This is a genomic window from Streptomyces sp. CA189, from assembly GCF_056428985.1.
The window spans coordinates 35,431-61,772 of record NZ_JBWJVM010000055.1 but is presented as its reverse complement, the minus strand read 5'-3'; the positions used below and the strand labels follow the sequence as shown (position 1 = coordinate 61,772).

24 protein-coding genes and 1 pseudogene are annotated in these 26,342 nt (G+C 71.7%); 14 read left to right on the top strand and 11 right to left on the bottom strand.

Annotated features, from left to right (window positions below; all coding sequences use genetic code 11):
• Positions 1 to 71: 71 nt before the first annotated feature.
• From AC061S_RS31055 to AC061S_RS31030, 6 genes and pseudogenes are all read right to left on the bottom strand, one after another.
• Entirely contained in the window at positions 72 to 2,243 is a 2,172-nt protein-coding gene (locus AC061S_RS31055; protein WP_478689206.1) for a 3-hydroxyacyl-CoA dehydrogenase NAD-binding domain-containing protein, read from the bottom strand.
• 54 nt (positions 2,244 to 2,297) lie between these two features.
• On the bottom strand, positions 2,298 to 3,512 hold the full coding sequence (locus AC061S_RS31050; protein WP_478689205.1) for an acetyl-CoA C-acetyltransferase: 1,215 nt from the start codon (positions 3,510 to 3,512) through the stop codon (positions 2,298 to 2,300).
• A gap of 72 nt (positions 3,513 to 3,584) precedes the next feature.
• On the bottom strand, positions 3,585 to 4,727 hold the full coding sequence (locus AC061S_RS31045; protein WP_478689204.1) for an acyl-CoA dehydrogenase family protein: 1,143 nt from the start codon (positions 4,725 to 4,727) through the stop codon (positions 3,585 to 3,587).
• Positions 4,728 to 4,738: 11 nt separating this feature from the next.
• Positions 4,739 to 5,296 (bottom strand): annotated as a pseudogene (locus tag AC061S_RS31040) (LLM class flavin-dependent oxidoreductase).
• Entirely contained in the window at positions 5,296 to 6,462 is a 1,167-nt protein-coding gene (locus tag AC061S_RS31035; RefSeq protein ID WP_478689203.1) for a CaiB/BaiF CoA transferase family protein, read from the bottom strand. The pseudogene AC061S_RS31040 and the gene AC061S_RS31035 overlap by 1 nt, the downstream one beginning before the upstream one ends.
• Positions 6,463 to 6,566: 104 nt before the next feature.
• The gene (locus AC061S_RS31030; RefSeq protein WP_478689208.1) at positions 6,567 to 6,992 is read right to left on the bottom strand and encodes an MmcQ/YjbR family DNA-binding protein; all 426 of its coding nucleotides are present in this window, start codon (positions 6,990 to 6,992) and stop codon (positions 6,567 to 6,569) included.
• 208 nt (positions 6,993 to 7,200) lie between these two features.
• Here AC061S_RS31030 and AC061S_RS31025 point away from each other — a divergent pair, with 208 nt between their 5' ends.
• The 4 genes from AC061S_RS31025 (at position 7,201) to AC061S_RS31010 (ending at position 13,976) form a co-directional block, all read left to right on the top strand.
• A complete protein-coding gene (locus AC061S_RS31025) occupies positions 7,201 to 8,856 on the top strand; it encodes a hypothetical protein (RefSeq protein WP_478689202.1) in 1,656 nt (551 codons plus the stop codon).
• 217 nt (positions 8,857 to 9,073) lie between these two features.
• Positions 9,074 to 10,747, top strand: a complete 1,674-nt coding sequence (locus tag AC061S_RS31020; protein WP_478689201.1) for a hypothetical protein — start codon at positions 9,074 to 9,076, stop codon at positions 10,745 to 10,747.
• Between the two features lie 299 nt (positions 10,748 to 11,046).
• Positions 11,047 to 12,630, top strand: a complete 1,584-nt coding sequence (locus AC061S_RS31015) for a hypothetical protein (protein ID WP_478689200.1) — start codon at positions 11,047 to 11,049, stop codon at positions 12,628 to 12,630.
• Between the two features lie 140 nt (positions 12,631 to 12,770).
• Positions 12,771 to 13,976, top strand: coding sequence for a saccharopine dehydrogenase family protein (locus AC061S_RS31010; RefSeq protein WP_478689199.1), 1,206 nt, complete (start codon positions 12,771 to 12,773; stop codon positions 13,974 to 13,976).
• A 44-nt stretch (positions 13,977 to 14,020) separates the two neighbouring features.
• Here the strand turns inward: AC061S_RS31010 and AC061S_RS31005 are convergent, their stop codons facing one another.
• Entirely contained in the window at positions 14,021 to 14,701 is a 681-nt protein-coding gene (locus AC061S_RS31005; protein ID WP_478689198.1) for an endonuclease V, read from the bottom strand.
• 26 nt (positions 14,702 to 14,727) lie between these two features.
• Between AC061S_RS31005 and AC061S_RS31000 the strand changes: the two genes are divergently transcribed.
• The 3 genes from AC061S_RS31000 (at position 14,728) to AC061S_RS30990 (ending at position 17,587) form a co-directional block, all read left to right on the top strand.
• Positions 14,728 to 15,027 (top strand): YciI family protein, encoded by a 300-nt coding sequence (locus tag AC061S_RS31000; protein WP_478689197.1) that lies wholly within the window; start codon positions 14,728 to 14,730, stop codon positions 15,025 to 15,027.
• Between the two features lie 276 nt (positions 15,028 to 15,303).
• A complete protein-coding gene (gene ssgD, locus AC061S_RS30995) occupies positions 15,304 to 15,720 on the top strand; it encodes a spore wall synthesis regulator SsgD (RefSeq protein ID WP_478689196.1) in 417 nt (138 codons plus the stop codon).
• A 226-nt stretch (positions 15,721 to 15,946) separates the two neighbouring features.
• The gene (locus tag AC061S_RS30990; RefSeq protein WP_478689195.1) at positions 15,947 to 17,587 is read left to right on the top strand and encodes an ABC-F family ATP-binding cassette domain-containing protein; all 1,641 of its coding nucleotides are present in this window, start codon (positions 15,947 to 15,949) and stop codon (positions 17,585 to 17,587) included.
• A 23-nt stretch (positions 17,588 to 17,610) separates the two neighbouring features.
• Here AC061S_RS30990 and AC061S_RS30985 read toward each other — a convergent pair whose 3' ends face one another.
• Positions 17,611 to 18,078 carry an ATP-binding protein gene (locus tag AC061S_RS30985; protein WP_478689194.1) on the bottom strand — a complete coding sequence of 156 codons (468 nt, stop codon included), beginning with the start codon at positions 18,076 to 18,078 and terminating at the stop codon, positions 17,611 to 17,613.
• 212 nt (positions 18,079 to 18,290) lie between these two features.
• Here AC061S_RS30985 and AC061S_RS30980 point away from each other — a divergent pair, with 212 nt between their 5' ends.
• From AC061S_RS30980 to AC061S_RS30955, 6 genes are all read left to right on the top strand, one after another.
• Entirely contained in the window at positions 18,291 to 19,142 is an 852-nt protein-coding gene (locus AC061S_RS30980) for a helix-turn-helix domain-containing protein (RefSeq protein WP_478689193.1), read from the top strand.
• Between the two features lie 67 nt (positions 19,143 to 19,209).
• On the top strand, positions 19,210 to 19,449 hold the full coding sequence (locus AC061S_RS30975) for a hypothetical protein (RefSeq protein WP_478689192.1): 240 nt from the start codon (positions 19,210 to 19,212) through the stop codon (positions 19,447 to 19,449).
• A 168-nt stretch (positions 19,450 to 19,617) separates the two neighbouring features.
• Positions 19,618 to 20,589 carry an acyl-ACP desaturase gene (locus AC061S_RS30970; RefSeq protein WP_478689191.1) on the top strand — a complete coding sequence of 324 codons (972 nt, stop codon included), beginning with the start codon at positions 19,618 to 19,620 and terminating at the stop codon, positions 20,587 to 20,589.
• 128 nt (positions 20,590 to 20,717) lie between these two features.
• Entirely contained in the window at positions 20,718 to 21,029 is a 312-nt protein-coding gene (locus tag AC061S_RS30965; RefSeq protein ID WP_478689190.1) for a hypothetical protein, read from the top strand.
• A complete protein-coding gene (locus tag AC061S_RS30960) occupies positions 21,022 to 22,182 on the top strand; it encodes a hypothetical protein (RefSeq protein ID WP_478689189.1) in 1,161 nt (386 codons plus the stop codon). The genes AC061S_RS30965 and AC061S_RS30960 overlap by 8 nt, the downstream gene beginning before the upstream one ends.
• The gene (locus AC061S_RS30955) at positions 22,179 to 22,871 is read left to right on the top strand and encodes a hypothetical protein (protein WP_478689188.1); all 693 of its coding nucleotides are present in this window, start codon (positions 22,179 to 22,181) and stop codon (positions 22,869 to 22,871) included. Before AC061S_RS30960 ends, AC061S_RS30955 begins: the two co-directional genes overlap by 4 nt.
• 58 nt (positions 22,872 to 22,929) lie before the next feature.
• Here the strand turns inward: AC061S_RS30955 and AC061S_RS30950 are convergent, their stop codons facing one another.
• Positions 22,930 to 23,190 carry a WhiB family transcriptional regulator gene (locus AC061S_RS30950; RefSeq protein WP_478689187.1) on the bottom strand — a complete coding sequence of 87 codons (261 nt, stop codon included), beginning with the start codon at positions 23,188 to 23,190 and terminating at the stop codon, positions 22,930 to 22,932.
• Between the two features lie 100 nt (positions 23,191 to 23,290).
• Here AC061S_RS30950 and AC061S_RS30945 point away from each other — a divergent pair, with 100 nt between their 5' ends.
• Complete coding sequence (locus AC061S_RS30945) at positions 23,291 to 24,025, top strand: TetR/AcrR family transcriptional regulator (RefSeq protein WP_478689186.1); 735 nt, start codon at positions 23,291 to 23,293, stop codon at positions 24,023 to 24,025.
• Here the strand turns inward: AC061S_RS30945 and AC061S_RS30940 are convergent.
• Both AC061S_RS30940 and AC061S_RS30935 read right to left on the bottom strand, forming a co-directional pair.
• Entirely contained in the window at positions 23,988 to 25,451 is a 1,464-nt protein-coding gene (locus tag AC061S_RS30940) for an MFS transporter (RefSeq protein ID WP_478689185.1), read from the bottom strand. The two genes, AC061S_RS30945 and AC061S_RS30940, sit on opposite strands and share 38 nt — an antisense overlap.
• A complete protein-coding gene (locus tag AC061S_RS30935; protein ID WP_478689184.1) occupies positions 25,448 to 26,338 on the bottom strand; it encodes an alpha/beta hydrolase in 891 nt (296 codons plus the stop codon). Before AC061S_RS30935 ends, AC061S_RS30940 begins: the two co-directional genes overlap by 4 nt.
• Positions 26,339 to 26,342: the final 4 nt, after the last annotated feature.

The following is a 26,342-nucleotide window of genomic DNA, read 5'->3' as shown; positions in this document are numbered from 1 at the left end:
GTTCCGGGGCGGGATGCCCCGGAACCGCACGCCGGCCGTCAGGTCCGTTCCGTCCGGTCCGTTCCGGCCGTTCAGTCGGCGTACGTCTCTCCCCGATCGGCCTTCGCCACCAGGGAGGCGGGCGGGGTGAAGCGCTCGCCGTACTTCTCGGCCAGCTCGCGGGCGCGGGCCACGAAGCCCGTAAGACCGCCCTCGTAGCCGTTGATGTACTGGATCACGCCACCGGTCCAGGCCGGGAAGCCGATGCCCATGATGGAACCGATGTTGGCGTCGGCGTACGAGGTCAGGACCCCCTCGTCGAAGCAGCGGACGGTGTCCAGCGCCTCGGAGAAGAGCATCCGCTCCTTCATGTCCTCGAAGGGGATCCGGTACCCCTCCTTGGTGAAGTGCTCCCGCAGCCCCGGCCAGATCCCGGCGCGCTTGCCGCTCTCGTCGTACGCGTAGAACCCGCCGCCTCCGCTGCGCCCCGGGCGCCCGAACTCGTCGACCATCCGGTCGATGACGGTGTCGGCCGGGTGCTCCGGCCAGGCCCGGCCCTCGGCCTCGAAGGCCTTGCGGGTCTCGTTGCGGATCTTGCGGGGCAGCGTGAGGGTCAGCTCATCCATCAGGGAGAGCACCTTGGCCGGGTACCCGGCCTGGGCCGCGGCCTGTTCGATGGAGGCGGGCTCGATGCCCTCGCCGACCATGGCGACGCCCTCGTTGATGAACTGGCCGATGACCCGCGAGGTGAAGAACCCGCGCGAGTCGTTGACCACGATCGGGGTCTTGTTGATCTGCCGTACGAGGTCGAAGGCGCGGGCGATGGCCTCGTCGCCGGTCCGCTCGCCCTTGATGATCTCCACCAGCGGCATCTTGTCCACGGGCGAGAAGAAGTGCAGTCCGATGAAGTCGACGGGCCGCGAAACCCCTTCCGCGAGGCCCGTGATGGGCAGCGTGGAGGTGTTGGAGCAGAGCAGCGCGTCGGGCGTGAGGTACTCCTGGATCTCCTGGAACACCTTGTGCTTGAGCGCGGTGTCCTCGAAGACGGCCTCGATGACGGCGTCGCAGCCCGCCACGTCGGCGGCCTCGGCGGTCGGGGTGATCCGGGCGAGCAGCTCGGCGCGCTTGGCCTCGGTGGTGCGGCCCCGGGACAGGGCCTTGTCGAGCAGCTTCTCGGAGTACGCCTTGCCCTGGGCGGCGGCCTCGGGGGTGACGTCCTTCAGTACCACCTCGATGCCCGCGCGGGCGCAGGAGTAGGCGATTCCGGCGCCCATCATGCCGGCGCCGAGCACGGCCACCTTGGCGACCTTGCGGGGCGCGACGCCCTGCGGGCGGCTGCGGCCGGCGTTGACGGCCTGGAGGTCGAAGAAGAACGCCTGGATCATGTTCTTGGCGGTCTGCCCGGTGACCAGCTCGGTGAAGTAGCGGGCCTCGATGGTCAGCGCGGTCTCGAAGTCCACCTGGGCGCCTTCGACGGCGCAGGCCAGGATGTTGATCGGGGCCGGGTACGGGGCTCCGTTCAGCTGCTTCTTCAAGTTGGCCGGGAAGGCCGGGAGGTTGGCGGCGAACCGCGGGTTGGACGGCGTACCGCCCGGGATCTTGTAGCCGGGGACGTCCCACGGCTGCTTCGACTCCGGGTTGGCGTCGATGAAGGCGCGCGCCTTGGCGAGCATCTCCTCGGGCGTGGCGGCGAGTTCGTGCACCAGGCCGTTGTCCAGGGCCCGCCGGGGGTTGTACTGGGTCCCCTGCAGCAGCACCTTGAGCAGCGCGTCGGCGATGCCCATCAGGCGGACGGTCCGGGTGACGCCGCCGCCGGCCGGGAGCAGGCCGAGGGTGACCTCGGGCAGGCCGATCTTGGAGCCGGGGGCGTCGAGGGCCACGCGGTGGTGGGAGGCCAGGCAGATCTCGTAACCGCCGCCGAGGGCGGTGCCGTTGATGGCGGCGACCACGGGCTTGCCGAGGGTCTCGATGCGGCGCAGCGAGGCCTTGATGGCGGTGCCGGTGTCGAAGGCCAGCTGCGCGTGCTCGGGGCGGAGCCGGATCATGTCCTTCAGGTCGCCGCCCGCGAAGAAGGTCTTCTTGGCGGAGGTGAAGATGATGCCCCGGATGGAGTCCTTCTCGGCCTCGGCGCGCTCGGCGATCGCCGCGATCGAGTCCTTGAAGGCCTGGTTCATCGTGTTGGCGGACTGGTTGGGGTCGTCGAGGACCAGGGTGACGACGCCGGTCTCGTCCTGTTCCCAGCGGATCGTGGTGGACTCGCTCATGTTCGCAACTTCCGTGTCGGGGGTGGGATCAGGGATCAGGGATCAGGACGGGATTCAGAGGCGTTCGACGATGGTGGCGACGCCCATGCCGCCGCCGACGCAGAGGGTGACGAGGCCGTAGCGCTTGTCCTGGCGCTCCAGTTCGTCGACGACCGTGCCGAGGATCATCGCGCCCGTGGCGCCGAGCGGGTGGCCCAGCGCGATGGCGCCGCCGTTGACGTTGACCTTGTCCAGGGAGACGCCCATGTCCTTGACGAAGCGGAGCACGACGCCGGCGAAGGCCTCGTTGATCTCGATCAGGTCGATGTCGTCGATGGTCAGGCCTGCCTTGGCCAGGGCCTTGCGGGTGGCCGGGGCGGGGCCGGTGAGCATGATGGTGGGCTCGGAGCCGGAGACGGCGGCCGAGACGATCCGGGCGCGCGGCGTCAGACCGTTGCGCTCCCCCGCCTCGCGGGAGCCGATGGCGACGAGGGACGCCCCGTCGACGATGCCGGAGGAGTTGCCCGCGTGGTGGACGTGGTCGATCTTCTCGACCCAGTGGTACTTCTGCAGGGCGACGGCGTCGAAGCCGCCGAGGTCGCCGATGTCCGCGAAGGAGGGCTTCAGCCGGGCGAGGGTGTCGGCGGTGGTGCCGGGGCGGACGAACTCGTCGTGGTCCAGGACCACCAGGCCGTTGCGGTCGGTGACCGGGACGATCGACTTGGCGAAGCGGCCGTCCTTGATGGCGGCGGCGGCCCGCTCCTGGGACAGGGCCGCGTACTCGTCCACGTCGCGCCGGGAGAATCCCTCGATCGTGGCGATCAGGTCGGCGCCGATGCCCTGCGGGACGAAGTCGGTGTCCCAGCCGGTCATCGGGTCGTTGAACCAGGCTCCGCCGTCCGAGGCCATCGGGACCCGGGACATCGACTCCACGCCGCCCGCGAGGACCAGGTCCTCCCAGCCGGAGCGGACCTTCGCGGCAGCCAGGTTGACGGCCTCCAGGCCGGAGGCGCAGAAGCGGTTCTCCTGGAGTCCGGCCACGGTGTCCGGCAGCCCGGCGGCGATCGCCGCGATGCGGGCGATGTCGGAGCCCTGGTCGCCGACCGGGCTGACGACGCCGAGCACGATGTCGTCGATGGTGGCGGGGTCCAGTCCGGGGTTGCGCTCGCGCAGGGCGTGGATGAGGCCGACGACCAGGTCGATCGGCTTGGTGCCGTGCAGGGAGCCGTTGGCCTTGCCTCGGCCGCGCGGCGTGCGGATCGCGTCGTATACGTACGCTTCGGTGCTCACTGGTCAAGCCTTTCGGGGGTGCGGAGGCGTGGGGAAGGTCGGGGGAGGTCAGGCCGGCAGGGCCGGGGGAGGTCAGGCCAGCAGGGAACGGCCGATGATCTCCTTCATGATCTCGGTCGTGCCGCCGTAGATGGTCTGGATACGGCCGTCCGTGAAGGCCCGCGCGACCCGGTACTCGGTCATGTATCCGTATCCGCCATGCAGTTGCAGACAGCGGTCGGCGACCCGCTTCTGGAGTTCGGTGGCCCACCACTTCGCCATCGAGGCGTGGACGTGGTCCAGTTCCCCCTTGGAGTGGTCGGCGATGCAGCGGTCGAGGAAGGTACGGGTGACCGCGCACTCGGTGGCCATCTCCGCGATCTCGAAGCGGACGTGCTGGAGCTTGGAGAGCGGGCGCCCGAAGGCCTCGCGCTCCTTCACGTACTGCGTGGTGATCTCCAGCAGGTACTCGGCGGCGGCGATGCCGGCCATCGCGATGCCCATCCGCTCCTGCGCGAGATTGGTCATCAGGTGGACGAAGGCGCCGTTGAGTTCGCCGAGCAGGTTCTCCTTGGGGACGCGCACGTCGTTGAAGAACAGCTCGGCGGTGTCCTGCGCCTTCTGGCCGATCTTGTCGAGGTTGCGGCCGCGCTCGAAGCCCTCGGTGCCGCGCTCCACGACCAGCAGCGACATCCCGTGCGCCCCGCCCTCGGGGGTGGTCTTCGCCACGACGATCACCAGGTCGGCGAGGATGCCGTTGGAGATGAATGTCTTGGAGCCGTTGAGCACCCAGTGGTCGCCCGCGTCCTCGGCGGTGGTCCGGATCCCCTGGAGGTCGGAGCCCGCGCCCGGCTCGGTCATCGCGATGGCGGTGATGATCTCGCCGGAGCAGAAGCCGGGCAGCCAGCGGCGCTTCTGCTCCTCGGTGGCCAGTGAGGTCAGGTAGGGCCCGATGATGTCGTTGTGCAGGCCGATCGCGAGCCCGGCGGCGCCCGCCCGGGTGAACTCCTCGGCGATCACCGCCGCGTACCGGAAGTCGGCGTTCCCGCCGCCCCCGTATTCCTCCGGGACGGCCAGGCCCAGCAGACCCTGCCGGCCGGCGGCCCGCCAGGCCTCGCGGCTGACGATCCCGTCCTTCTCCCACTGCTCGTAGTGCGGCAGCACCTCCTTGGTGAGGAAGGTGCGGACGGTCTCACGGAACGCCTCGTGGTCGGCGTCGAAGATCTGGCGCTTCATCAGACGGCTCCTTACAGCCAGTTCTTCACGGTTTCGACGAGCCGGGCCGGCTCGGGCCCGACGGGCGTGACGTTGAGCATGGTGACCCCGGCGGCCCGGAAGGCCTCGCCGCGCTCGCGCACGTAACCCTCCGGCGCGCGCAGGGCCGCGCCCTCGGCGAGCGCGCTCCCCCACACGGCGCCGGCCTTCTCCGGTACGAAGAGGGCGGGCAGCCGGCCGTCGGCGATCTCGGCCGTCATCTTCACGTTGGCGGGTCCCAGCCTGCCCTCGACCACCTGCCGGCCGAGGCCCCGAGGCCGAGCAGCGCCCGGCCGCCGGACATCGCGTCCAGACCCGCCGGCTGAGCGGTGAGCCCGGGGACGCGCGAGTAGACGTCCAGGATGCCCGAGCCGATCCCCAGCTGCTCGGTGCGGCCTAGACACCCCATGATCGTCGGGGCGTCGAAGCCCCAGGCCTCGGCGGCCCACACGGCGTCCGAGACCGCTCAGCCCGGCCGCCTCCAGCTCTGCCGCCGCGTCGGCGGCGCGGCGCGGGTCCGCGGAGCAGTCGAGCATCATCGAGAGTTCCATCAGGCGCCGGCCTCCTTCCCGAGCAGCCCCGGCACGCCCCAGTCCGCCGCCACGGACTCCGTGTGCGCGCCCGGCAGCGCGGGCCCGCCCACGGTGGTGGCCGGGGTCGCGGAGAAGCGGGGCGCGGGGGCTGGCTGGGTGATCCCGGCGGCCTCGACGAAGGTGCCCCGGGCTGCCAGGTGCGGGTGGTGCGGGGCCTCGCGCAGCGAGAGAACGGGTGCCACGCAGGCGTCGGTTCCCGCGAAGACGGCCGTCCACTCCTCGCGGGTACGGGACTTGAAGCGCGCGGCGACGGCCTCGCGGAGCTCGCCCCAGCGGGCCAGGTCCTTGCGGGCGGGGGCCTGGTCCTTGATGCCGAGGAGCTCCACGAAGGTGTCGTAGAACTGCTGCTCCAGTGCGCCGACCGCCATGTACCCGCCGTCGGAGGTCTCGTAGCTGCCGTAGAAGGGGCAGCCGCCGTCGAGCAGGTTGGCCCCGCGCCGGTCCTGCCAGCCGCCGGCCGCCATCATCCCGTGGATCATGGCCGTGAGGTGGGCAGTCCCGTCGACGATGGCCGCGTCGACGACCTGGCCGGCGCCACCCGGGGTGCGGGCGTGCTGGAGGGCGGCGAGGACGCCGATGACGAGGTAGAGCGAGCCGCCCGCGTAGTCACCGACCAGGTTGGCGGGCACGGCGGGGGGTTCGCCCGGGCTGCCGATCATGCCGAGGGCGCCGGTGACGGCGATGTACGCGATGTCGTGCCCGGCGGTGTGGGCGAGCGGGCCCTCCTGGCCCCAGCCGGTCATCCGGCCGTAGACGAGCCGGGGGTTGCGGGCGTGGCAGTCGGCCGGGCCCACGCCGAGCCGTTCGGCGACCCCGGGGCGGAAGCCCTCGATGAGCACGTCGGCGCGCTCGACCAGGTCCAGCACGCGGGCCGGGCCGTCGGCGGACTTCAGGTCGACGAGGACGGAGCGCTTGTTGCGGTTGGTGATGTCGTAGGCCGGATTCACGGCCAGCCCGCCGCCGCCCGGGCGGTCCACCCGCACCACGTCGGCCCCCAGGTCGGCGAGGACCATGGCGGCGAACGGGCCCGGCCCGATGCCCGCCAGCTCGACGACGCGCACGCCCGCGAGCGGGCCCCCGCCGCTCCCGGGCACGCTCCCCGTCAGGTTCCCTGTCACTGCCATCGAGCCCCCAGCATCCGGTGGCACCACTGCCGCCACTGTGTGACACAACTGATGTAACACCAGTGATGCTAGGAACCTGTTCCACTCAGCACAAGAGCAAGCGCTTAGCCGGTTGCGGAGTCTCCCCATGCGCCGGGTCCGGCGGTCCGCGCGTCGAGCTCCTTGAGGTCCCGCTTGAGCGCGACGGTCCGGTAGCTCTCCTCCACCCATTCGCACAGCACCTCGGCGGAGGGCGCACCCTTCAGCCCCAGCGGCACGGAGACCCAGCCGGCCTTCCCCAGCCCGTATCCGGTCGGCTCCGCGCCGGGCGCGGTCATGGCGTGACCGTGCAGCGCCTCGTCCTTGAGCTTCACGGAGATCCCGGGCGACGGGCCGTCGGTGTTCCCCAGGAAGACGAAGATCTTCTTGTTGACCTTCACCACGCAGTCCTCGGGACCCCACGGGAACTCCTCCCGCGCCTGCGGCAGCCCCAGGGCGAACTCCCGGACCGCCTCCCACGTGCGCACCCCAGCCTTCACGCGAACCTCCAGTCGCCGCGGGCCCCGCCCGCTCGCACGGACCCGTCCCTCCTCACGCTAGACCGGCAGGCCGCGAAGGGGCCGGAGGAATCGGACCGCGGGGCCCAATCCATGCAAACGCAAACAGATAAACCCGGGTGATCCACGGCCCGGTGCTTCTGTAGTCTGAGCGGGCTTTCAGCCCTGTTCCAGGGCGCACAGACATTTGGGGGGGGGCTCGGTGTCTCATCGCCGACTCGTAGCATCCGCGACCATCCTCGCGGCAGGCATTTCTCTCGTACCGGGGCTGGCCCAGGCGGCCGACCCCGCGCCGGCGGGCAAACTCCAGGGGATATCCAAGCCCGACCTGGACTCGGCCATCGCGGCCGAGACCACCACGTTCGACAGCCCGGCCGACCGCTCGGTCCAGGTCCCGGCCGCCGGCAACGGCAAGGTGGCGTCCACACTGGCCGCCTCCGACCCGAACCCCGAGCTCGCGGTCGCCCTGCACGGCCTCGCGTCCAACGCCCACTCCCTGGAGCTGTCCATGGACGTCACGAGCGTGAACACCACGCTCACGCTCAGCATCGACTGGGGCGACCAGACCTCGGAGACGGCCTACGCCAACGGCACCGCATCGGTGCAGGCCAGGCACGTGTATGCCGAGGTCGGCACGTACACGGTCAAGGTCAAGGTGACCGACACGGCCAACCAGCTCTCGGAGGAGAACTCCCTCACCATCACCACCAAGGGCTCGGACTTCACCCCGTACTCCCCGACCCGGCTGCTGGACACCCGTGACGGCACGGGCGCGCCGAAGGCGGCCAAGGTCGCCCCGTACGCCTCCGCGCGGGTGAAGGTCGGCGGCTACGGCACCATCCCCGCCGGCGTCACCGCGGTGGCCCTCAACGTCACCGTCACCAACACCAAGAGCGGCGGCCACGTCACCGCCTTCGCCGCGGGCACCACCCGTCCGACCACCTCGAACCTCAACTACGAGCCCGGCCAGACGGTCCCCAACCTGGTCATCGTGCCGGTCGGCGCCAACGGCTACGTCGACCTCTACAACGGCGGCTGGGAATCGGTCGACCTGATCGCCGACATCACCGGCTACTTCACCCGGTCCGCCTCCAGCGGCTACACCTCGGTCACCCCGACCCGGTTCGTCGACACCCGCATCGGTCTCGGCACCGGCAAGGGCCAGGTCCCCGGCTACGGGACCTTCAGCACGAAGATGGCGGGCAACCCCGGCGTCCCCACCGGGGCCGAGGCCGTGGCGCTCAACGTGACGGTCACCAACCCGAGGAGCGACGGCCACCTCACCGTCTTCCCCACCGGGAAGGCCGCACCGACCGCGTCCAACCTGAACTTCAGCTCCGGCCAGACCATCGCCAACTCGGTGATCGTCCCCCTCGGCGCCGACGGCAAGATCAGCATCCGCAACGGCGGCTGGAACCCGGCCGACGTGATCGTCGACGTCGTCGGCTACTACAGCCCCAACAGCTCCAGCGCGTACGTGCCCTCCTTCGCGCCGCAGCGACTGGAGGACACCCGCAAGACGAAGCCGCTGCCCGGCCGCCGGTACATCGCGCGCGGATACGGCGAAGTCAACCAGAACATCACGGGCTTCGTCCTGAACACCACGGTGACCAACGCCAAGGGCGCCGGCTTCCTCGCGGTCGCTCCGGACCCGAACACCAGCGAGGACTACAGGAACGAAACCGACGTCGAGGTGCCGATCCCGACGTCCTCGAACCTGAACTTCACCGCGAACAAGACCGTCCCGAACCTGGTCCAGGCCGGCCGCGGCAACACCGGTGTCATCGACTTCTTCAACTGGAGCGACGCCAACATCGACCTCATCATCGACATGTTCGGCGTCTACATGGACAACTGATCCACCGGTAGGCACGGGAGGCCGCCCCACGAGGCCGCCATCCGTGCACCACAATGGATCACGGTGCCCCGCGGCGCGGCCGTCCAGGCCGCTCCCCGGGGCACCACCCACCGCACGCCGGGCCAGGGAGGGCCCCGCGTGCGACCACCCGCGGGTCAGACCGGCGGGTTCTCCGGCCCTGCTCAAGGGCCGGCACACACACGACAGGGGGGGCTCGGTGTCTCATCGCCGACTCGTAGCATCCGCGACCATCCTCGCGGCAGGCATTTCTCTCATACCGGGGCTGGCCCAGGCGGCCGACCCCGCGACGGGCAAGGGCACGGCCCACGGGGTCGCGCTGCCCGACCAGGACCTGAGCGAGGTGCGGCCCACCAGGACCTTCACCAGCCCGGCCGAGCGCACCACCAAGTCCGCGGCCCCGGCTGCCGGCACGCCCAAGGCCGCCGGCGCCCCGCAGGCGCAGACCGCCGCCGACCCGGCGTACAAGGTCGGGCTGACGGCCGCGCACACCAGCGCCCACGGGATCGAGCTGGCGGCCGAGCTCACGGCCGCGGCCGACCAGTCCCTCCAGGTCACCATCGACTGGGGCGACAACAGCTGGCAGGAAACCTACGGCGCCACCGGTGCCGGGCTTGAGCGCCGACTGCACACCTACACCGAGGTGGGTACCTACCTCATCACCGTCAAGGTCGAGGACACCGCCGCCGGCACCTCGGTCACGAACACGGTCTCGATCACGACGATGGGCTCCGAGTTCACCCCGCACGCCCCGACCCGGCTGCTCGACACCCGTGACGGCACGGGCGCCCCGAAGGGCAAGGTCGGCCGGGACGCCTCGGCGCGCGTGAAGGTCGGAGGCGTCGGCAAGATCCCCGCCGGTGCGACCACGGCGGTCCTCAACGTCACCGTCACCAACGCAACCCACGCCGGCCACATCACCGCCTTCGCCGCGGGCACCACCCGCCCGACGACCTCGAACCTCAACTTCGAGCCCGGCCAGACGGTCCCGAACCTGGTCGTCGTGCCGATCGGCGCCGACGGCTACGTGGAGCTCTACAACAGCGGCTGGGGGACGGTCGACCTGATCGCCGACGTCACCGGCTACTTCACCCAGTCCGCCGCCAGCGGCTACACCGCGATCACCCCTGAGCGCTTCGTCGACACCCGTACCGGGCTCGGCACCCGCAAGGGACAGGTCGCGGGCTACACCGGGTTCGGCACCGCGATCTCGGGTGTCGGCAGCGTCCCCGCCGGGGCCACCGCCGTCGCCCTCAACGTGACCGTCACCAACCCGAAGGACGCCGGCCACCTGACCGTCTACCCGGGTTCCACGACGGCTCCGACGGCCTCCAACCTGAACTTCCGCGGCGGCCAGACCGTCGCCAACTCGGTGATCGTCCCCATCGGCGCCGACGGCAGGATCAACATCCGCAACGGCGGCTGGAAGGGCACCGACGTCATCGTCGACGTCGTCGGCTACTACAGCCCCGCCAGCCAGGCCGCGTACGTACCGTTCCAGCCGTTCCGCTGGCTGGACACCCGCGAATGGAAGTGGGGCCCGCTGCCGGGCCGCCACTACATCCCCATGAGGCTCAGCACGAAGTACCCGGGCACCAAGGCCTTCGTCATGAACACCACGGTGACCAACCCCAAGGACGTCGGCTTCCTCGCCGTCGCACCGGACCCGAACTCGAAGGAGGCGTACGACGGCGACTACGACAGCGCGCCGGACTCGCCCAGCTCCTCGACCCTGAACTTCACTCCGGGCAAGACCGTCCCGAACCTGGTCCAGGCGAGCACCGGCTACCACGGCATCGTCGACGTCTTCAACGAGAGCGACCGCAACATCGACGTCATCGTGGACATCTTCGGCGACTACGAGGACGACTAATCCGCCGGTGAGCGGTGAATGCGGCTGAACCCAGCCACCGCACACAGCGCCCCGGGAACGGCCGTCCAGGCCGCTCTCGGGGCGCTGTCCGTCGCCCTCCCGGCAACGGACGGCCAGCGGAAGGCAACAGGACGGCAACGGAAGGACCCCCCTCCCAGGCCGGTCGGCGGGCTCTGTAGCCTGAGCGCTCTTTCAGCCCCTGACCAGGGGCTCACTGACATTTCGGAGGCTCGGTGTCATATCGCCGACTCGCTGCATCCGCAGCCGTTTTCGCAGCGGGCATTTCCCTCGTACCGGGCATGGCTCAGGCGGCCGGGCCGGCCAACGGCGGCGCCCAGGGCATCAGCACTCCGGACCTGGCCCAGGACGTCCTGGAGGACGCGCCCAAGTCCACGAGCCCCGCCGGGCAGTCGACCCTGCGGACCGCCCCGGCCGCCAAGAGCGCGCCGACGGCCACGACGCTGTCCGCGACCGCCGAGGGCAACCAGGGCCTCAAGGTGGGACTGACCGCGACCCCCCTCAGCGCGCACGCGATCGAGCTCAAGAGCGAGATCACCAGCGAGGCCACGCCGCTCACCGTCGTCATCGACTACGGCGACACGCACTCGACGGTCGTCCACGCCTCTGGCAGCCAGACCCTGACCGAGCAGCACACCTACACCGAGCTCGGCACGTACACGGTCAAGGTGACCGTGACGGACAGCACCAACAACGTGGTGGCCTCCAACCAGCTGTCCGTCACGACCGCGGGCTCGGACTACACCCCGTACGGCCCGACCCGCCTGCTGGACACCCGTAACGGCACCGGTGCGATCGCGCACAAGGTCGCCCCGTACACCTCCGCGCGGGTGAAGATCGGCGGCAACGGCACCATTCCCGCCGGCGTGACCGCCGTGGTCCTCAACGTCACCGTCACGAACACCACGAGCGGCGGCCACATCACCGCCTTCGCCGACGGCACCACGCGTCCGACCACGTCGAACGTCAACTTCGCACCCGGCCAGAGCGTCCCGAACCTGGTCATCGTGCCCGTCGGCGCCAACGGCTACGTCGACCTCTACAACGGCGGCTGGGAATCGGTCGACCTGATCGCCGACGTCACCGGCTACTTCACCCAGTCCGCCTCCAGCGGCTACACCCCGCTGGCCCCGGCCCGCTTCGTCGACAGCCGCATAGCCCTCGGCGCCCCCAAGGGCCAGGTCCCCGGCTACGCGATCTTCAGCACCCAGATCACCGGCCTCCGCCAGGTGCCCGCCTCCGGGGTCACCGCCGTGGCCCTCAACGTCACGGTCACCAACCCGAGGAGCGACGGCCACCTGACCGTCTTCCCGAGCGGGCAGCAGGTGCCGACCGCGTCCAACGTGAACTTCACGACGGGCCAGACCATCGCCAACTCGGTGATCGTCCCGGTCGGCCCCGACGGCAGGATCAGCATCCGCAACGGCGGCTGGAACCCGGCCGACGTCATCGTCGACGTCGTCGGCTACTACAGCCCGCAGAGCAAGGGCTCCTACCTGCCCTTCGAAGAGCCGGCGCGTTTCGTCGACACCCGTGACCCCGATGACGACGTGTACGGCCCCCTGGCCGGCCGCGACTACATCCACGCTCCGCTGTCCGCACCGGGTTACGGCGTCACGGGCTTCGTACTGAACGCCACGGTGACCAACACCAAGGACAGCGGCTTCCTCTCGGTCGGACCCGAACCGAGCACGGGCGAGCCCGTGGCGCCCACCTCCTCGACCCTGAACTGGACGCCCGGCAAGACCGTCCCGAACCTGGTTCAGACGAGCACCGGCGAGACCGGCATCGTCAACTTCTGGAACCAGAGCGACGGAGACATCGACCTCATCCTCGACGTCTTCGGCCTGTACCAGGAGGACTGACCCAAGAGGCCGAGCACCCGCCCGGCCGCCCGTACAGCGCCCCGGGAACGGCCCTCGCAGGCCGCACCCGGGGCGCTGTCCGTCGTACGGCGGCCACCCGCTAGCCTCAGCCACCACCGACACCGTCTGGGAGGCTCCCGATGAACGCAGCTGTCCGGCACGAACCGCGCACCGCGGAACGGGAGTACGACCTCGTGCTCTTCGGCGCGACCGGGTTCGTGGGGGCGCTGACCGCCGAGTACCTCGCGGCGCACGCCCCCGCGGACTGCCGTTGGGCCCTCGCCGGGCGCGACCTCGCGAAGCTGGAGCGGCTGCGCGAGCGGCTGACCGCCCTCGACCCGCGCTGTGCGGACCTGCCGCTGCTGCGCGCGGACGCCCAGGACGTCGCGGCGACGCGCGAACTGGCCGCCTCCACCCGGGTGCTGGCCACGACCGTGGGTCCGTACGTCTGGTACGGGGCCCCGCTGGTGGCCGCCTGCGCCGAGGCGGGCACCGACTACCTGGACCTGACCGGCGAGCCGGAGTTCGTGGACCGGATGTACGTCGAGCACGACGCGCGGGCCCGCGAGAGCGGCGCCCGGATCGTGCACGCCTGCGGCTTCGACTCCATCCCGGCCGACCTCGGGGCGTATTTCACGGTCGGACAGCTGCCGGCCGGGGTCCCGCTGACCGTGGACGCGTTCCTGCGCTCCAACGCCCTCTTCTCGGGCGGCACCTTCACCACGGTGCTCACCGCGCTGGGCCGCGGACCGCAGAACCTGGCCGCCGCCCGCGCGCGCCGGATGCACGAGCCCCGGCTGCTGGGGCGGCGGGTGCGGGTGCCCGTCGGTGCGCCGCGCTTCAGCCGGGAGACGGGCACCTGGGCCCTGCCGCTGCCCGTCCTGGACGTCCAGGTGGTGGCCCGCTCGGCCGCCGCGCTGGAGCGGTACGGCCCGGACTTCCGCTACCGGCACTACGCCTCCGTACGGCACCTGCCCGTCGCGGTGGGCGGTACGGCCGCGGTCGGCGGGGTGGCCGCCCTCGCGCAGATCCCGCCGGTGCGCCGATGGCTCGCGGACCGCTGGGAGCCGGGCCAGGGCCCGGACGCGGAGCGGCGGGCGCGGAGCTGGTTCAGCGTGCGGTTCGTGGGCGAGGGCGGCGGCCGCCGGGTCTTCACCGAGGTCTCGGGCGGCGACCCGGGGTACGGGGAGACCGCGAAGATGCTGGCGGAGTCCGCGCTCTGCCTCGCCTACGACGCCCTGCCCGAGCTCTCCGGCCAGTTGACCACCGCCGTGGCGATGGGCGACGCCCTGCTGGACCGGCTCCAGAAGGCGGGCATCCGCTTCCGGGTGGCGGCCTCCGACTGAGCCTGCGGGTGAGCCTGCGGCCCGGCCGCAGGCTCGGTCGGGCCCTATGCGGTGGCTTCGCGCAGGGCCCGCCGGCACAGCGAGTCGGCGTGCCGGGTGGTCTCCGGGATCCGGAAGCGGGGGCTCAGCGCCAGGGCGTGCGCGCAGGCGTTGTCCAGGGACACCCGGTGGCCCACCGACACGTACACGGGCTTGATCCCGTCCTGCGTGCGCAGCGCCCGACCGACGACCTCGCCGTCGGGTGCGCGGAGCGGGGAGAGGTCCCCGCGCCGGGCGCCCGGTTCCTCGTAGGTGAAGGTGAAGGGGTTCTTCGCGACGCCGATGGCCGGCAGCCCGCTGACCACCCCGAGGTGGCAGGCGAGCCCGAAGCGGCGCGGGTGGGCCAGCCCGTAGCCGTCGCAGACGACCAGACCGGGCGTGACGGTCAGCGCCTCCAGCGCGGCGAGCACGGTCGGCAGCTCGCGGAAGGCGAGCAGTCCCGGCACGTAGGGGAAGCTGACGCGGCCGACGGAGGTGGCCTCCTCGACGACCCGCAGGGTCGCGGCGTCGAGGACGACGGCCGCGGCGGCCACCAGGTCGCGCTCGTCGTCGTAGGCCACGTCCACCCCCGCGATCAGCCCTTCGCCGGGCGGGGGTCCGCTTTCGGTCAGGACGACCCGGCCGCGCAGTTCGTCCTGTACCGCCTTGGCCCCGGCCTCGTCGGCGGGGATCTTCGCACTCGTCATAGTGGTGCGAGAGTAGCCTGGCGATCATGTTCGTCATGGAGCTCACCTACACCGCGCCCGTCGAAGCCGTCGAAGAAGAGATGGACGCGCACATCGCCTGGCTGGACGGCTACTACGCCGCCGGCATCTTCCTCGCCTCGGGCCGCAAGGTCCCGCGCGACGGGGGTGTGATCCTGGCCGGCGGAGTCTCCCGTGCGGAGATCGAGAAGATCGCGTCCGAGGACCCCTTCACGACGGCGGGAGTCTGCGCCTACCGCATCACCGAGTTCATCGCGACGAAGACGTCGGCGGACCTGGCGACGGTACGGGACACCCCGGCCCTCTAGCGGGACGCGGATCGGTCCGGAGGTCCGCTCCGGAGTCCCTTTGGGCCTGTGGAGTGAGCGGGAACCGGCCGTACTGCGGCCGCTCCGGAGCCCGCGGACGGGTCCGGGAGGCCCACGCCACCCGTCACCCTGTGCGATCACACAGGCATGTTCAGGCCACTCGGTGACACAGCTCACTCCACGTCGCGTGCACGGATTCGCCGCATCACGCGTCTATCCCGTTGCCGGGCCCCCACCCCGCGGTCCGGCACGAGATCCGCCGCAAGGGAGCGAGCCTTGATCACTGTCATCGAGCAGGCCGTGCAGGCCCGACTGGTCGCCACCGCGCCGAAGGTCGACACCGTACCCGTCACGCTCTGCTACGACCGGTCGGATCCCTTCGCCGTCCGGATGGCCTTCCCCGCGCCCGCCACCCTGGAGGGCATCGAGGTCTCGTGGACGTTCTCGCGGGAGCTGCTGGAGTCCGGCCTGGACCGCCCGTCCGGCTGCGGAGACGTCCGCGTGCGCCCGTACGACGCCGACCGGACCACCGTGGAGTTCCACGCCCCCGAGGGGGTCGCGATCGTCCTGATGGTGACGGCCGAGCTGCACCGCTTCCTGGAGCGGGCCTCGACGATCGTGCCGCCCGGCCTGGAGCACCTGTACCTCGACATGGACCAGAGCCTCGCCGATCTGATGCGCGGATCCTGCTGACCCCTTCGCGCCCGCTCCGGTCCCGTCCCCCGGGTCCGGTCGCTCCGCCTCGCTTAATTCGTTTGCCCGCCGCTCCGGCCGCCCCGTAGCTTCGTAGACGCCCCATCGCCGTCGAAACGGAGCAGGACGTTGCTTCTCTGAGGTCCGAGACACCGACCACCGCCCTCACCCGCGGTCCGCTGTCTCCCCGCGTTGCACTCACCACTCACGCAACCTGGAGGCCTCCATGAGTCCTGCTCCCACCTTCGTCACCTGCTCCGACCTGTCCTTCGACTGGCCCGACGGAACACCCGTCTTCGACGGGTTCCACTTGGCCGTCGGCCCCGGCCGCACCGGCCTGATCGGGCGCAACGGCTGCGGGAAGTCCACCCTGCTGAAACTCATCGCGGGGGAACTCACCCCGAGTGAAGGCCAGTTGGCCGTAGCCGGCACCGTCGGCCAGCTTTCGCAGACCGTCACCTTCGACACCTCCCTACGGGTGGACGAGGCGCTCGGAGTCCACACCGCCCGGGCCGCCCTGCACGCCATCGAGGCGGGCGAGGCGACCGAGGCGAACTTCGCGGCGGTCGGCGACGACTGGGACGTGGAGGAGCGGGCCCTCGCCACCCTCGACCAGCTCGGGCTCGGCCGGATCGGGCTGGACCGCACCACCGGCGAACTGTCGGGCGGGGAATGCGTGCTGCTCCGGCTGGCCGCCCTGCTGCTGAGCCGTCCGGACGTCCTGCTGCTGGACGAGCCCACCAACAACCTCGATCTGCGGGCCCGACGCCGGCTGTACGCGGCCGTCGAATCCTGGTCCGGGGTGATGCTCCTGGTCAGCCACGACCGGGAGCTGCTCGACCGGGTCGACCAGATCGCCGACCTGCGCGACGGAGAACTCCGCTGGTACGGCGGAAACTTCACGGGCTACGAGGAGATGCTCGCGGCCGAGCAGGAGGCGGCCGAGCGAATGGTCCGGGTCGCGGAGGGCGACGTACAGCGGCAGAAGCGCGAACTGGCGCAGGCACAGGCCAAACTGGCCCGGCGCAAGCGCTACGGCCAGAAGATGTTCGAGACCAAGCGTGAGCCGAAGATCGTCATGGGTGCCCGCAAGCGCGCGGCGCAGGAGTCGGCGGGCAAGCACCGCATCATGCACACCGAAAAGCTGGCGGAGGCCGAGGAACGCCTCGACCAGGCGGCGCTGGCGGTTCGCGACGACGCCGAGATCCGCATCAAACTGCCCGCCACCCAGGTCCCGCCGGGCCGCCGTGTGCTCACCCTGAGCGGGTTGCACCCCGTCCACGGCGCCGCGATCGCGGGCGAGTGGGAGCTGCGCGGTCCGGAGCGGATCGCGCTGGTGGGGGCCAACGGCTCGGGCAAGACCACGCTGCTGCGCACGATCGCCGGGGAACTGGCCCCGCGGTCGGGCGATTCGGCGGCCCACGTCCCGGCCCGGTTCCTGCCGCAGCGGCTCGACGTACTGGACGACGAGCGCTCGGTCGTGGAGAACGTGGCGCGCTTCGCCCCGCACGCGACGAACAACCTGATCCGGGCGCGGCTCGCGCACTTCCTGTTCCGGGGAGCGCGGGCGGACCGGCCGGCCGGCACGCTGTCGGGCGGCGAGCGGTTCCGGGCGACACTGGCGGCGCTGCTGCTCGCGGAACCCGCCCCGCAGTTGCTCATGCTGGACGAGCCGACGAACAACCTGGACCTGGCGAGCGTACGGCAGTTGACCGACGCCCTGGATTCCTACGAGGGGGCGCTCGTGGTGGCGAGCCATGACGTGCCGTTCCTGGAGTCGATCGGCATCACGCGGTGGCTGCTGCTCGACGACGGGCTGCGGCCGACGACGGCCGAGGAGGTCCGCCGGTCGCTGTGGCACGAATGACGGGAACAGGTGATGAGAGAGCGCTAACGCGACAGGGGCAGTAATGCCCAGGACTTGGTGCCGCCCATCGGGGTGAGCACCGGGGTGAGCCCCCAGTCCCCGCCGCAGGCCTCGACCACCGCCGACAGCAGCCACATCCCGCGGCTGCGCCGGATGCGGCACTCCTCGCTCGCCGCGGGCGAGGAGTGCGCGGGGTGCTGGTCGAAGACGACGATCCGCAGCGCGTCGAACTGCCAGCGGACTTTGAGCACCATCTCCTTGTCGGGCGTGAACCGGTAGGCGCAGGCCACGAGTTCGGAGGCGGCGAGGGCCGCGTTGTCACACAGGTCGGGCAGTCCGTGCCGGACGAGGAGGGACCGCAGGGCGCCGCGGGCGCTGCCCGCACAGTGGGCGCCGCCCGGCAGGCCTATGGAGTAGCTCAGTTTCTCCGCCCCTGGCGGGGCCTGCCGGAACTCGTGGACCGACCGCAGGCCACGGAGAGTGCCCGTCATCGTGCTGCTCCAAGGTTCTGAGGTACTGAATGCGTGGATGCCGTGTGGTCATACAAGAGCCGAAGGTCGCCCCGTGTGAGACTTGCGCTACCGACCGTAGCGCAACGTGGTGCACAGTGCTACTACTTGTACGACGACTTGATGTTTTCTCATGGCATTTCCGGACTCGTGCGGGCGCTCCCGCATGCCCCGGCCGGAGGAGAGGGGACCCTGTGCCACCCAGGAGTACGCCGACCGCACGCCAGCAGCGCCTGGGCTCCGAGCTGCGCAAACTCCGCGAGCAGTCGGGCATGACGGTGCAGCAGGCCGCGGCACTCATGGGGGTGGACCGCACCCGGATCCCCAACATCGAATCCGGCCGGATCGCGATCAGCGCCGAGCGTGTCCGCACCCTCGCCTTCAACTACGACTGCCCCGACACGGGGCTGGTCGACCTGCTCGCCTCGATGACCCAGGAGCGCGACAAGGGGTGGTGGGAGCAGCACCGGGGGATGCTGCCGCCCGGACTCCTGGACATCTGCGAACTGGAGCACCACTCCGTCGAGTTGCACACCGCCGTGACCACGCACATACCCGGGCTGCTGCAGACCGAGGCGCACGCGCGAGCCGTCTTCGACACCGCCGACCCCCCGCTGCCCGAGCCCGACCTGCAGGCCCGGCTCGCCCTGCGGATGCACCGCCAGCAGGTGTTCGCCCGCGAGGCACCGCCGTTGTACGAGGCGGTCGTGCACGAGGCGGCACTCCGCATGCAGTTCGGCGGTCCGAAAGTGGCGCGGGCGCAGCTCGAACACATACTGGAGCAGTCTGAGCGGGCGCGTACGACCGTGCGCGTGATTCCGTTCACCGCCGGCGGGTTCCCCGGCGCCGGCCAGTCCTTCACGTACGCGGCCGCCAGGATCAGCGAGCTGGACACCGTGCAGCTGGACAGTTCGCACGGCTCGATGTTGCTCGATTCGCAGATGAAGCTGCTCCGCTACCGGGGCCTGCTGGAGCGGCTGCGCTCCCTGGCACTGCCGGCCCGCGACTCCCGCGATTTCATCCGCGCCATCGCACAGACCCTCTGACCGGACCGACCGGCCGACCGGCTGACTGACCACCTGACCGGATCCGACGAGGAGACGAGAGAACGACATGGGCACGACGACCACGACCGCGACCACCCCAGCGACCCCGTCGGCGACGGCCGGCATCGCGTGGGACGAGGCATTCTGCAGCGAGGGGGCGAACTGTTTCCGCTTCGGGCGGGACGCCGAGGGGAAGGCGTACATCGGAACCACCGACTCGACCGCCTACGTCACCGACTCCATCGAGGCGCTCCGTGCGCTGATCTCAGCCGTCAAGGCGGGAGCCGCGGACCACCTACTCGCGTGACTTTGGTCCCTTCGGGCCACGCCACACCCCCCCTTCAAACTGCACAGATAACGGGACGTAACCGGACAGAGTCGCCTCTGGGGCTTGGCTGGTCTTGATGTCGCGCTTAACCTACGACTCCGTAGGCTACGGAACCGTAGGTAATTCGCTTTGCACTCAGGAGTACCCGTGACGATCACCTCTCCCCACCTCGGCAGCTCGGAGGCGTGGACCGACGCCAAGCTGCTGTTCGCGCTGGAAGAGGTGGTCGAGAAGGAACTCAACCGCCATCTGACAGTCACCAAAGACTGGATGCCCCACGAGTACGTCCCGTGGAGCGACGGCCGGAACTTCCCCGGTTTCTTCGAGGACGGCGAAGCCTGGGACCCGGCGCAGTCCAAGGTCACCGAGATCGGCAAGATCGCGCTCGTCGTGAACCTGCTGACCGAGGACAACCTCCCCAGCTACCACCACGAGATCGCCTCGCTTTTCGGCCGCAACGGCGCCTGGGGCACCTGGGTGCACCGCTGGACCGCCGAGGAGGGCCGCCACGGCATCGTGATGCGCGACTACCTGCTGGCCTCGCGCGCCGTGGACCCGGACAAGCTGGAAGCATTCCGGATGCAGCACATGTCGGAGGGGTTCGAGTCCGACAACCGCCACTCGATGCTGCACTCCGTGGCGTACGTGGCCTTCCAGGAGCTCGCGACCCGCATCTCGCACCGCAACACCGGCCACCAGTCCGGTGACCCGGTCTGCGACCGCATGCTGGCCCGCATCGCGCAGGACGAGAACCTGCACATGATCTTCTACCGCAACCTGCTGGGTGCGGCCTTCGAGATCGCCCCGGACCTGACGATGCAGGCCGTACGGGACGTCGTGGTCGACTTCCGGATGCCCGGACACGGCATGCCCGGCTTCGAGCGGATGGCCGCGCAGATGGCGATCGGCGGGGTCTACAACCTGCGGATCCACCACGACGACGTGCTGAGCCCCGTGATCCGCTTCCTGAAGATCATGGACATCGACGGCCTCGGCCCCGACGGGCAGAAGGCCCAGGAGGAGCTCGGCCTCTTCATGAACGGCCTGGACTCCGAGGCCCGCAAGTTCGACGAGCGCCTCGCCGCCCGCGCGGCGCGCATCGCGGCCCGCAAGGCCTGAGTCCGGCCTTGAGTCGTCCGGCCATGGGTCGGCTGGCCATGGGTCCGCTGACCTGACCGGTTTCCGCTCGCTCGGGCGGGTGACGACGATTGCCCTGGCAGAGCCCCGCTCTGCCAGGGTTTCGCGTCATGACCGCCATGACGCCGCTCCAGGTCGAGATCGACCAACTGGCCCGCCTCACCAACGCCCTGGACACCTCGCTGGCCGCGCTGCGCGAGGCCCGGCGGGAGCTGGACCACGTCCGGGCCGACCAGTTGGGCACGGCGGACCTCGACGCGGCGTGCGACGGCTTCCAGGAGAGATGGGGCCACGGCACCAAGGAGCTCGCCGGGCGGATCAAGGCCGTACGCGCGGGTGTGCGCCGCAGCGCCGCCGAGTACGCGGAGCTCGACGAGGCCATCCGCGCGGCCTTCCGGCAGGCGGCGCCCGCCCGTGGCTGACTCCCCGGCGGCCGGCTCCCCCGCGACCGCCTCCCCCGCGCTCGGCTTCGACCCTGCCCCGGGGAACCCGGACGCGGTCCGGGCCCTGGCGAAGAAGCTCCGCTCCTCGGCCGACTGCCTCGCGGAGACCTCCCGCGTCGTCGACGCCCTGGTCTCCCACAGCTCGGCCTGGCAGGGCGAGGCCGCCACCGCCTTCCGCGCCTCGCTGTCGCGGGAGCTCCCCCGGCACCTCCACGCGGCCCACACCTCCCTGGCGGAGGCGGCGCGCCGGCTGACCGGCTGGCACGACACCCTGGCCGCCCACCGCACCCTGGCCGCCCGCTACGCGTCCCAGGCCGCCGCGGCCACCACCGACGAGGCCCTCACCGATGCCCGCCGCCTGGCCCGCGAACTGGCCTCGGAACACTCGGCCGCGGCCCGCCGGGTGGCGGACACGCTGACCGCGACGGCGGAGCGGCTGGCTCCGAAGGAGCCCGGGGTGCTGGAGTCGGTCTGGAACAAGATCGTCAACGATCCCGCGGACGCCCTCTCGAACGCCGCGGCCATTCTGGGAGCGGCCGGTGCGGCCGTCGCCCTCTTCTTCCCGCCGGCCGGGATGGCGGTCATGCTGGTCGCGGGCGGGCTCTCGCTGGCCGCCCTGACCGCGCACCTCGCGGACCCGGGCTTCCGGCGGCCGCTGACCGAGGGTTTCACCCGGGGCAAGTTCGACGCCGCGTTCTGGAAGAACAGCGTGACGCTGCTCGGCGACGGCCTCGGCGCCGTCCCGGGCGTGGCCGCGGTCGCCTCGGGCGCCAGGGCCGGTACGCTCGCCGCCCGCGCGGCCATGGCGGTCCCCGAGGCCGGCGCCCTGGCGGGCGTCTCGCCGGGCGCGGGCGCGTTCGCCCGTACGACGTGGCACACGGCCGACGAGCTGCGGAAGGTGGAGAGCCCGCTGGCCGCGTGGGCCCTGCGGTCGTCGACACCGGAGGTCAGGGAGCGGGTGGGGGTGGCCGTGGCCGGCACCGGAGCGGCGACGGCGGCCGCCGACTACACCGGCGACGACGAATCCGTCGACCGCGGTTCCACGGTGGTCGACGGCACCCGTATCGCCGTGGAGGACGGTCCGTCCACGGTCGCGAGGTCGGCCCGCCTCTGGACGCTGGTGCAACCGTGACGCACCCCTCCGTCCCACCGTTCTGGTTCCGGCTGCCGCCCGGGTTCCACGACATCGGCCCCGGGGACCGGGGCGACCTGGAGGAGGTCGCCGCAGTCCTGGGGGCCCTGGGCGGCTTCGCCGACGGTGCGCATGCCGGTGCGGATGCCGGTGCCGGGGCGGGGTCGCAGCTCGCCCGGCTGATGGACTGCCTCGACGAACTGGCCGGTCAGCCCGGACAGCGCCTGGTCCACACCGCGGTCGGCCTGCACCCCGAGGGCCCGGAGACCGTCTCCACCTCGCTGTTCTCCCTCGCCGTCCGGCCCGCCGAAGACGCCGGTGCCGGGGCCGGCGCAGCGGCCGGGGTGGCACGGATGGCGCTGGCCCTCGCCCGGTCCGCGCCCGCGAGCGGCTCGGCGCGCCGGTTCCTGGACCTGGCCTCGGGCCTCCCGTGCGCCCTGGTCTCCGGGGTCTTCCCCGTCCCTGGCATCGACCGGGGGCTGTTCCAGGCCAGGGCCGTCACGGCGTATCCGGACGGACGCCACCTGCTCCTGCTCGACCTCACCAGCGCTGCCACCGAGCACGCCGATGCGTACACGGCCATCCTGGAGGCCGTCGTCCACACGATCGCCTTCGCCGATCCCGGCGCCCGGCCGCCCGCGCCGCCGGGTGGCACCGGGACCTCGCGGATCCTGGAACTGCTGGGGTGACACCGCCAGCAGGTCGGGGGCCGCCCGGCCGGGGCCGCCCGGCACGGTCGCCGGGCGGTCAGGGGCGGCGGCGCAGGGCCTGGCGCTCGGCTTCGGAGAGGCCGCCCCAGACGCCGAAGCGTTCGTCGTTGGCCAGGGCGTAGTCCAGGCAGGGCTTGCGGCCCTCGCAGGCACCGCACAGCCGCTTCGCGTCGCGCAGTGAGGAGCCGGGCTCCGGGAAGAAGAAGCCCGGGCCCGTCTGGGCGCAGAGGGCGAGCTCGTACCAGGCCGGGGTGGCGGTGGCAGTGGCGGTATAGGTATCGGTGGTGTTCATCGACATGCCGCAGAGCCTGTCCGGGGGCGATGGACGTCCGATCAACGCCTGATCAACAGCTCAGAGTGAACGACCGTGCGTGCGGTGAATTCGGTACCATGGCGGCATGGCAGACGGACGCGTGGAACGCGGGAACCAGACGCGGCGGGCCGTCCTGGAACGGACGATGAGCACCGCCTCGGTGGACGGCCTGGAGGGGCTGTCACTGGGGAAGATCGCCACGGACCTGGGGCTGAGCAAGAGCGGCGTGTTCGCCCTCTTCGGCTCCAAGGAGGAGTTGCAGCTCGCCACCGTGCAGGCCGCCCGGGCCGTCTTCGTCGAGCAGGTCGTGCGGCCCGTACGGGACGAGCCCGCCGGCCTCGCCAAGGTGTGGCGGCTGTGCGAGAGCTGGCTCGGCTACTCCGGCCGCCGGGTCTTCCCCGGCGGCTGCTTCTTCTACTCCGCCTCCGCCGAGTTCGATTCGCGCCCCGGGCCCGTCCACGACGAGATCGCCAAGATCCGCGGCGACTGGACGCGGTACATGGAACGGCTGCTCGACGAAGCCCGGCTGGCGGGCGGGTTCGCCGAGTCGGCCGGGTCCGACGTCGAGGACGTGAAACAGCTCGCCTTCGAGATCATGGCGATGATGGAGCTGTCCAACGCGCACTCCGTGCTGCACGAGGACACCACGGCCTACGACCGGGCCGCGCGGGGCATCCTCGCCCGGCTGCGCGCGGCGACGGCCGCCCCGGAGGAACTCCCGGAGCGGCCGCCCGTACTCGCGTTCCCCGTCGCCGGTTTCTCCGCCGGCGACGCCCCCGTCGTCAGTCTCCCGGCCGCGCCGGCTTCGCCGGACCGCTGAGCCGCATCGAGGCGCCCGCGACCGCCGCGCCCAGCGCGGCGAACGCGGTCAACAGGAAGACCCCGCGCCATTGGTCCCCCGGGCCGCCCCCGGTGAGCAGGGCCGCCGCGCCGGCGACGCCGAGCGCCCCGCCGAGCTGCCGGGCCGTCATCAGCAGGCCGGTACCGGCCGCGAAGCGCTGCGGCGGGAGGCCGGCCGAGGCCGTCGTGGACAGGGCGGTCACCACGACGCCGATGCCGAGGCCGCCGAGGAGGCCTGCGGGCAGGAAGATCTGGGCGTACGAGGTGGACTCCCCGGCCCAGCCCCACAGCAGCAGGGCGTTGGCGGCGAAGAGCAGCGATCCGACGGTGACGGCGGCCCCTTGGAGGCGGGCGGGGACCCGGCGGCCGACGACGAGCGCACCGGCCACGGCGAAGAGGGCGCCCGGTGTGACGCCGAAGCCCGCTTGCAGGACCGAGTAGTTCCAGCGCTCGATGAGGTAGGACGGGCCGCTCAGCAGCCACGCGTACATGGCGGCGCCGAAGAGCAGGGCGCCTATGTTGGCGCGGGCGAACAGCGGGTCGCGCCACAGGTCCCGGTCGACGGCCGGGGCGGGATGGCTGCGCGAGCGGCGCAGCGCCAAGGCGCCCGCCAGGGCGCCGCCGATGACCAGGACGAGCACCTTCGGGTCGGTCCAGCCCCACTCCGCGCCCTGGGAGAGCCCGGCCACCACTCCCCCGATGCCGAGGGCGAGGGCCGTCGTACCGACGGGGTCGGGGAGCCGGCGTCCGGTGCGGGGCTCCCGGGGGATGACGCGGGCGGCGGCCCAGGCGACGGCCAGGCCGAGCGGGACGTTGATGAGGAAGATCGCGCGCCAGTCCCACCACTCGACGAGCAGTCCGCCGATGCTCGGGCCGACGGCGGCGGCCAGCCCGCCCGCCGCCGACCAGGCGCCGAGGGCGGCGGCCCGGCGGGCGGGCGGGGTGTGGGCCAGTACGAGGCCCAGCGCGGCGGGGATCATCCCGGCGGCGGCCGCTCCCTGGAAGGCGCGGGCCAGGATGAGCAGTTCGGCGGTGGGGGCCGCGCTGGCGGCGAGCGAGGTCAGGGTGAAGGCGAGGGTCGAGCCGAGGAAGAGGGCCCGGCGGCCCAGGGTGTCCGCGAGCCGGCCGGCCGCGGCGAGCAGGGCGGCGAACAGTACGGCGTAGGCGCTGACGACCCAGGTCAGGCGGGCCAGCGACACCTCGGGGAAGGCCCGGCGCAGGTCGGGAAAGGCGACGTTGACGACCGTGGCGTCGAGGAAGGCGAGGAAGGTGACGGCACTGGCCAGCGCGAGCACCCGCCCGGCCCCGGGGCCGCCCTCTGCTCCTTTCCCCGGGACGCTCGCCGGCGCGGGCGCGGGTTCCGAGACGGGTGCGGGCGCGCTGGGTTCGGGGTGGATGGAGGTCATCTGGTCGCTCCCGCGGGCTCGGTCGGACTCGCCGCACAGGTCTGCGACGGGGTTTCGTTCAGGAACTCGACGGTGGTCGCGATGACGTGTGGGTCGAGGAGGATGCGGCGGTGGCCGAGCCCGCTCGTCTCGATCAGGCGGGCCCGCTCCCCGTAGGCCGCCGCGAGGGCGCGGGACTGGCCGGGGGCCGCGGTGTCATCGTCGGCGTCGTGCACGAGCAGGATCCGCGAGGGGATCTCCTCGGGGTGGCGGCACGCGTCGAAGCGGGGCCAGATGTCGGGCTCGGCAGGGAAGAGCCGCCGCTGGATGTGGCGCCGCATGGCGTCTTCGACGGCCTGGTTCACGCCCAGCATCGCGCGGAACCTCTCCGTGAGGAAGTCGAAGTCGGCGATGGCGCCGATCCCGGCGATCCGGTCGGCCCGGATCCCGTCCCGCAGCGCGAAGAAGGTGGAGATCACCCCGAAGGAGTGGGCCAGGACGCCCGAGAACTCCCCGTACCGCGCGTGCAGTCGGCGGATGATCTCGCGCTGCCGGAGGATGGTGGTGGCCCGGCCGCCGGACTCGCCGTGACCGGGTGCGTCGAAGGAGACCACGGTCCGGCCCTCGGCCAGCAGCGCTTCGACGAAGCCGGCGAAGCGCGAGGCGCGCGAGGTCCAGCCGTGCACGATGAGAACCGGCCGGTCGCCGTCGCCCCAGCGGTACGTGGTCACGGATATCCCGTCCACGACGAGCCGGCCGGTCACGGCCCGGGCCATGACCTCCGCTTCGCCCGGCTTCACCTTCGGGCGGCCGAGCGGCCGCACGAACAGCGCGAACGCCACCCGCCCGACCGGGCCCGGGGCGACCCGGGCGGTGATGTTGAGGGTCGTGCTCAGGAGTGAAGCCATGGGG

Coding starts and splice junctions, on each gene's coding strand:
- AC061S_RS31010 (WP_478689199.1), top strand. CDS start 12,771: ATGAACGCAGCTGTCCGGCACGAACCGCGCACCGCGGAACGGGAGTAC.
- AC061S_RS30985 (WP_478689194.1), bottom strand. CDS start 18,078: ATGACGGGCACTCTCCGTGGCCTGCGGTCGGTCCACGAGTTCCGGCAG.
- AC061S_RS31005 (WP_478689198.1), bottom strand. CDS start 14,701: ATGACGAGTGCGAAGATCCCCGCCGACGAGGCCGGGGCCAAGGCGGTA.
- AC061S_RS30945 (WP_478689186.1), top strand. CDS start 23,291: ATGGCAGACGGACGCGTGGAACGCGGGAACCAGACGCGGCGGGCCGTC.
- AC061S_RS30950 (WP_478689187.1), bottom strand. CDS start 23,190: ATGTCGATGAACACCACCGATACCTATACCGCCACTGCCACCGCCACC.
- AC061S_RS30990 (WP_478689195.1), top strand. CDS start 15,947: ATGAGTCCTGCTCCCACCTTCGTCACCTGCTCCGACCTGTCCTTCGAC.
- AC061S_RS30965 (WP_478689190.1), top strand. CDS start 20,718: ATGACCGCCATGACGCCGCTCCAGGTCGAGATCGACCAACTGGCCCGC.
- AC061S_RS30975 (WP_478689192.1), top strand. CDS start 19,210: ATGGGCACGACGACCACGACCGCGACCACCCCAGCGACCCCGTCGGCG.
- AC061S_RS30940 (WP_478689185.1), bottom strand. CDS start 25,451: ATGACCTCCATCCACCCCGAACCCAGCGCGCCCGCACCCGTCTCGGAA.
- AC061S_RS31035 (WP_478689203.1), bottom strand. CDS start 6,462: ATGGCAGTGACAGGGAACCTGACGGGGAGCGTGCCCGGGAGCGGCGGG.
- AC061S_RS31055 (WP_478689206.1), bottom strand. CDS start 2,243: ATGAGCGAGTCCACCACGATCCGCTGGGAACAGGACGAGACCGGCGTC.
- AC061S_RS30935 (WP_478689184.1), bottom strand. CDS start 26,338: ATGGCTTCACTCCTGAGCACGACCCTCAACATCACCGCCCGGGTCGCC.
- AC061S_RS31000 (WP_478689197.1), top strand. CDS start 14,728: ATGTTCGTCATGGAGCTCACCTACACCGCGCCCGTCGAAGCCGTCGAA.
- AC061S_RS31015 (WP_478689200.1), top strand. CDS start 11,047: ATGGCTCAGGCGGCCGGGCCGGCCAACGGCGGCGCCCAGGGCATCAGC.
- AC061S_RS31045 (WP_478689204.1), bottom strand. CDS start 4,727: ATGAAGCGCCAGATCTTCGACGCCGACCACGAGGCGTTCCGTGAGACC.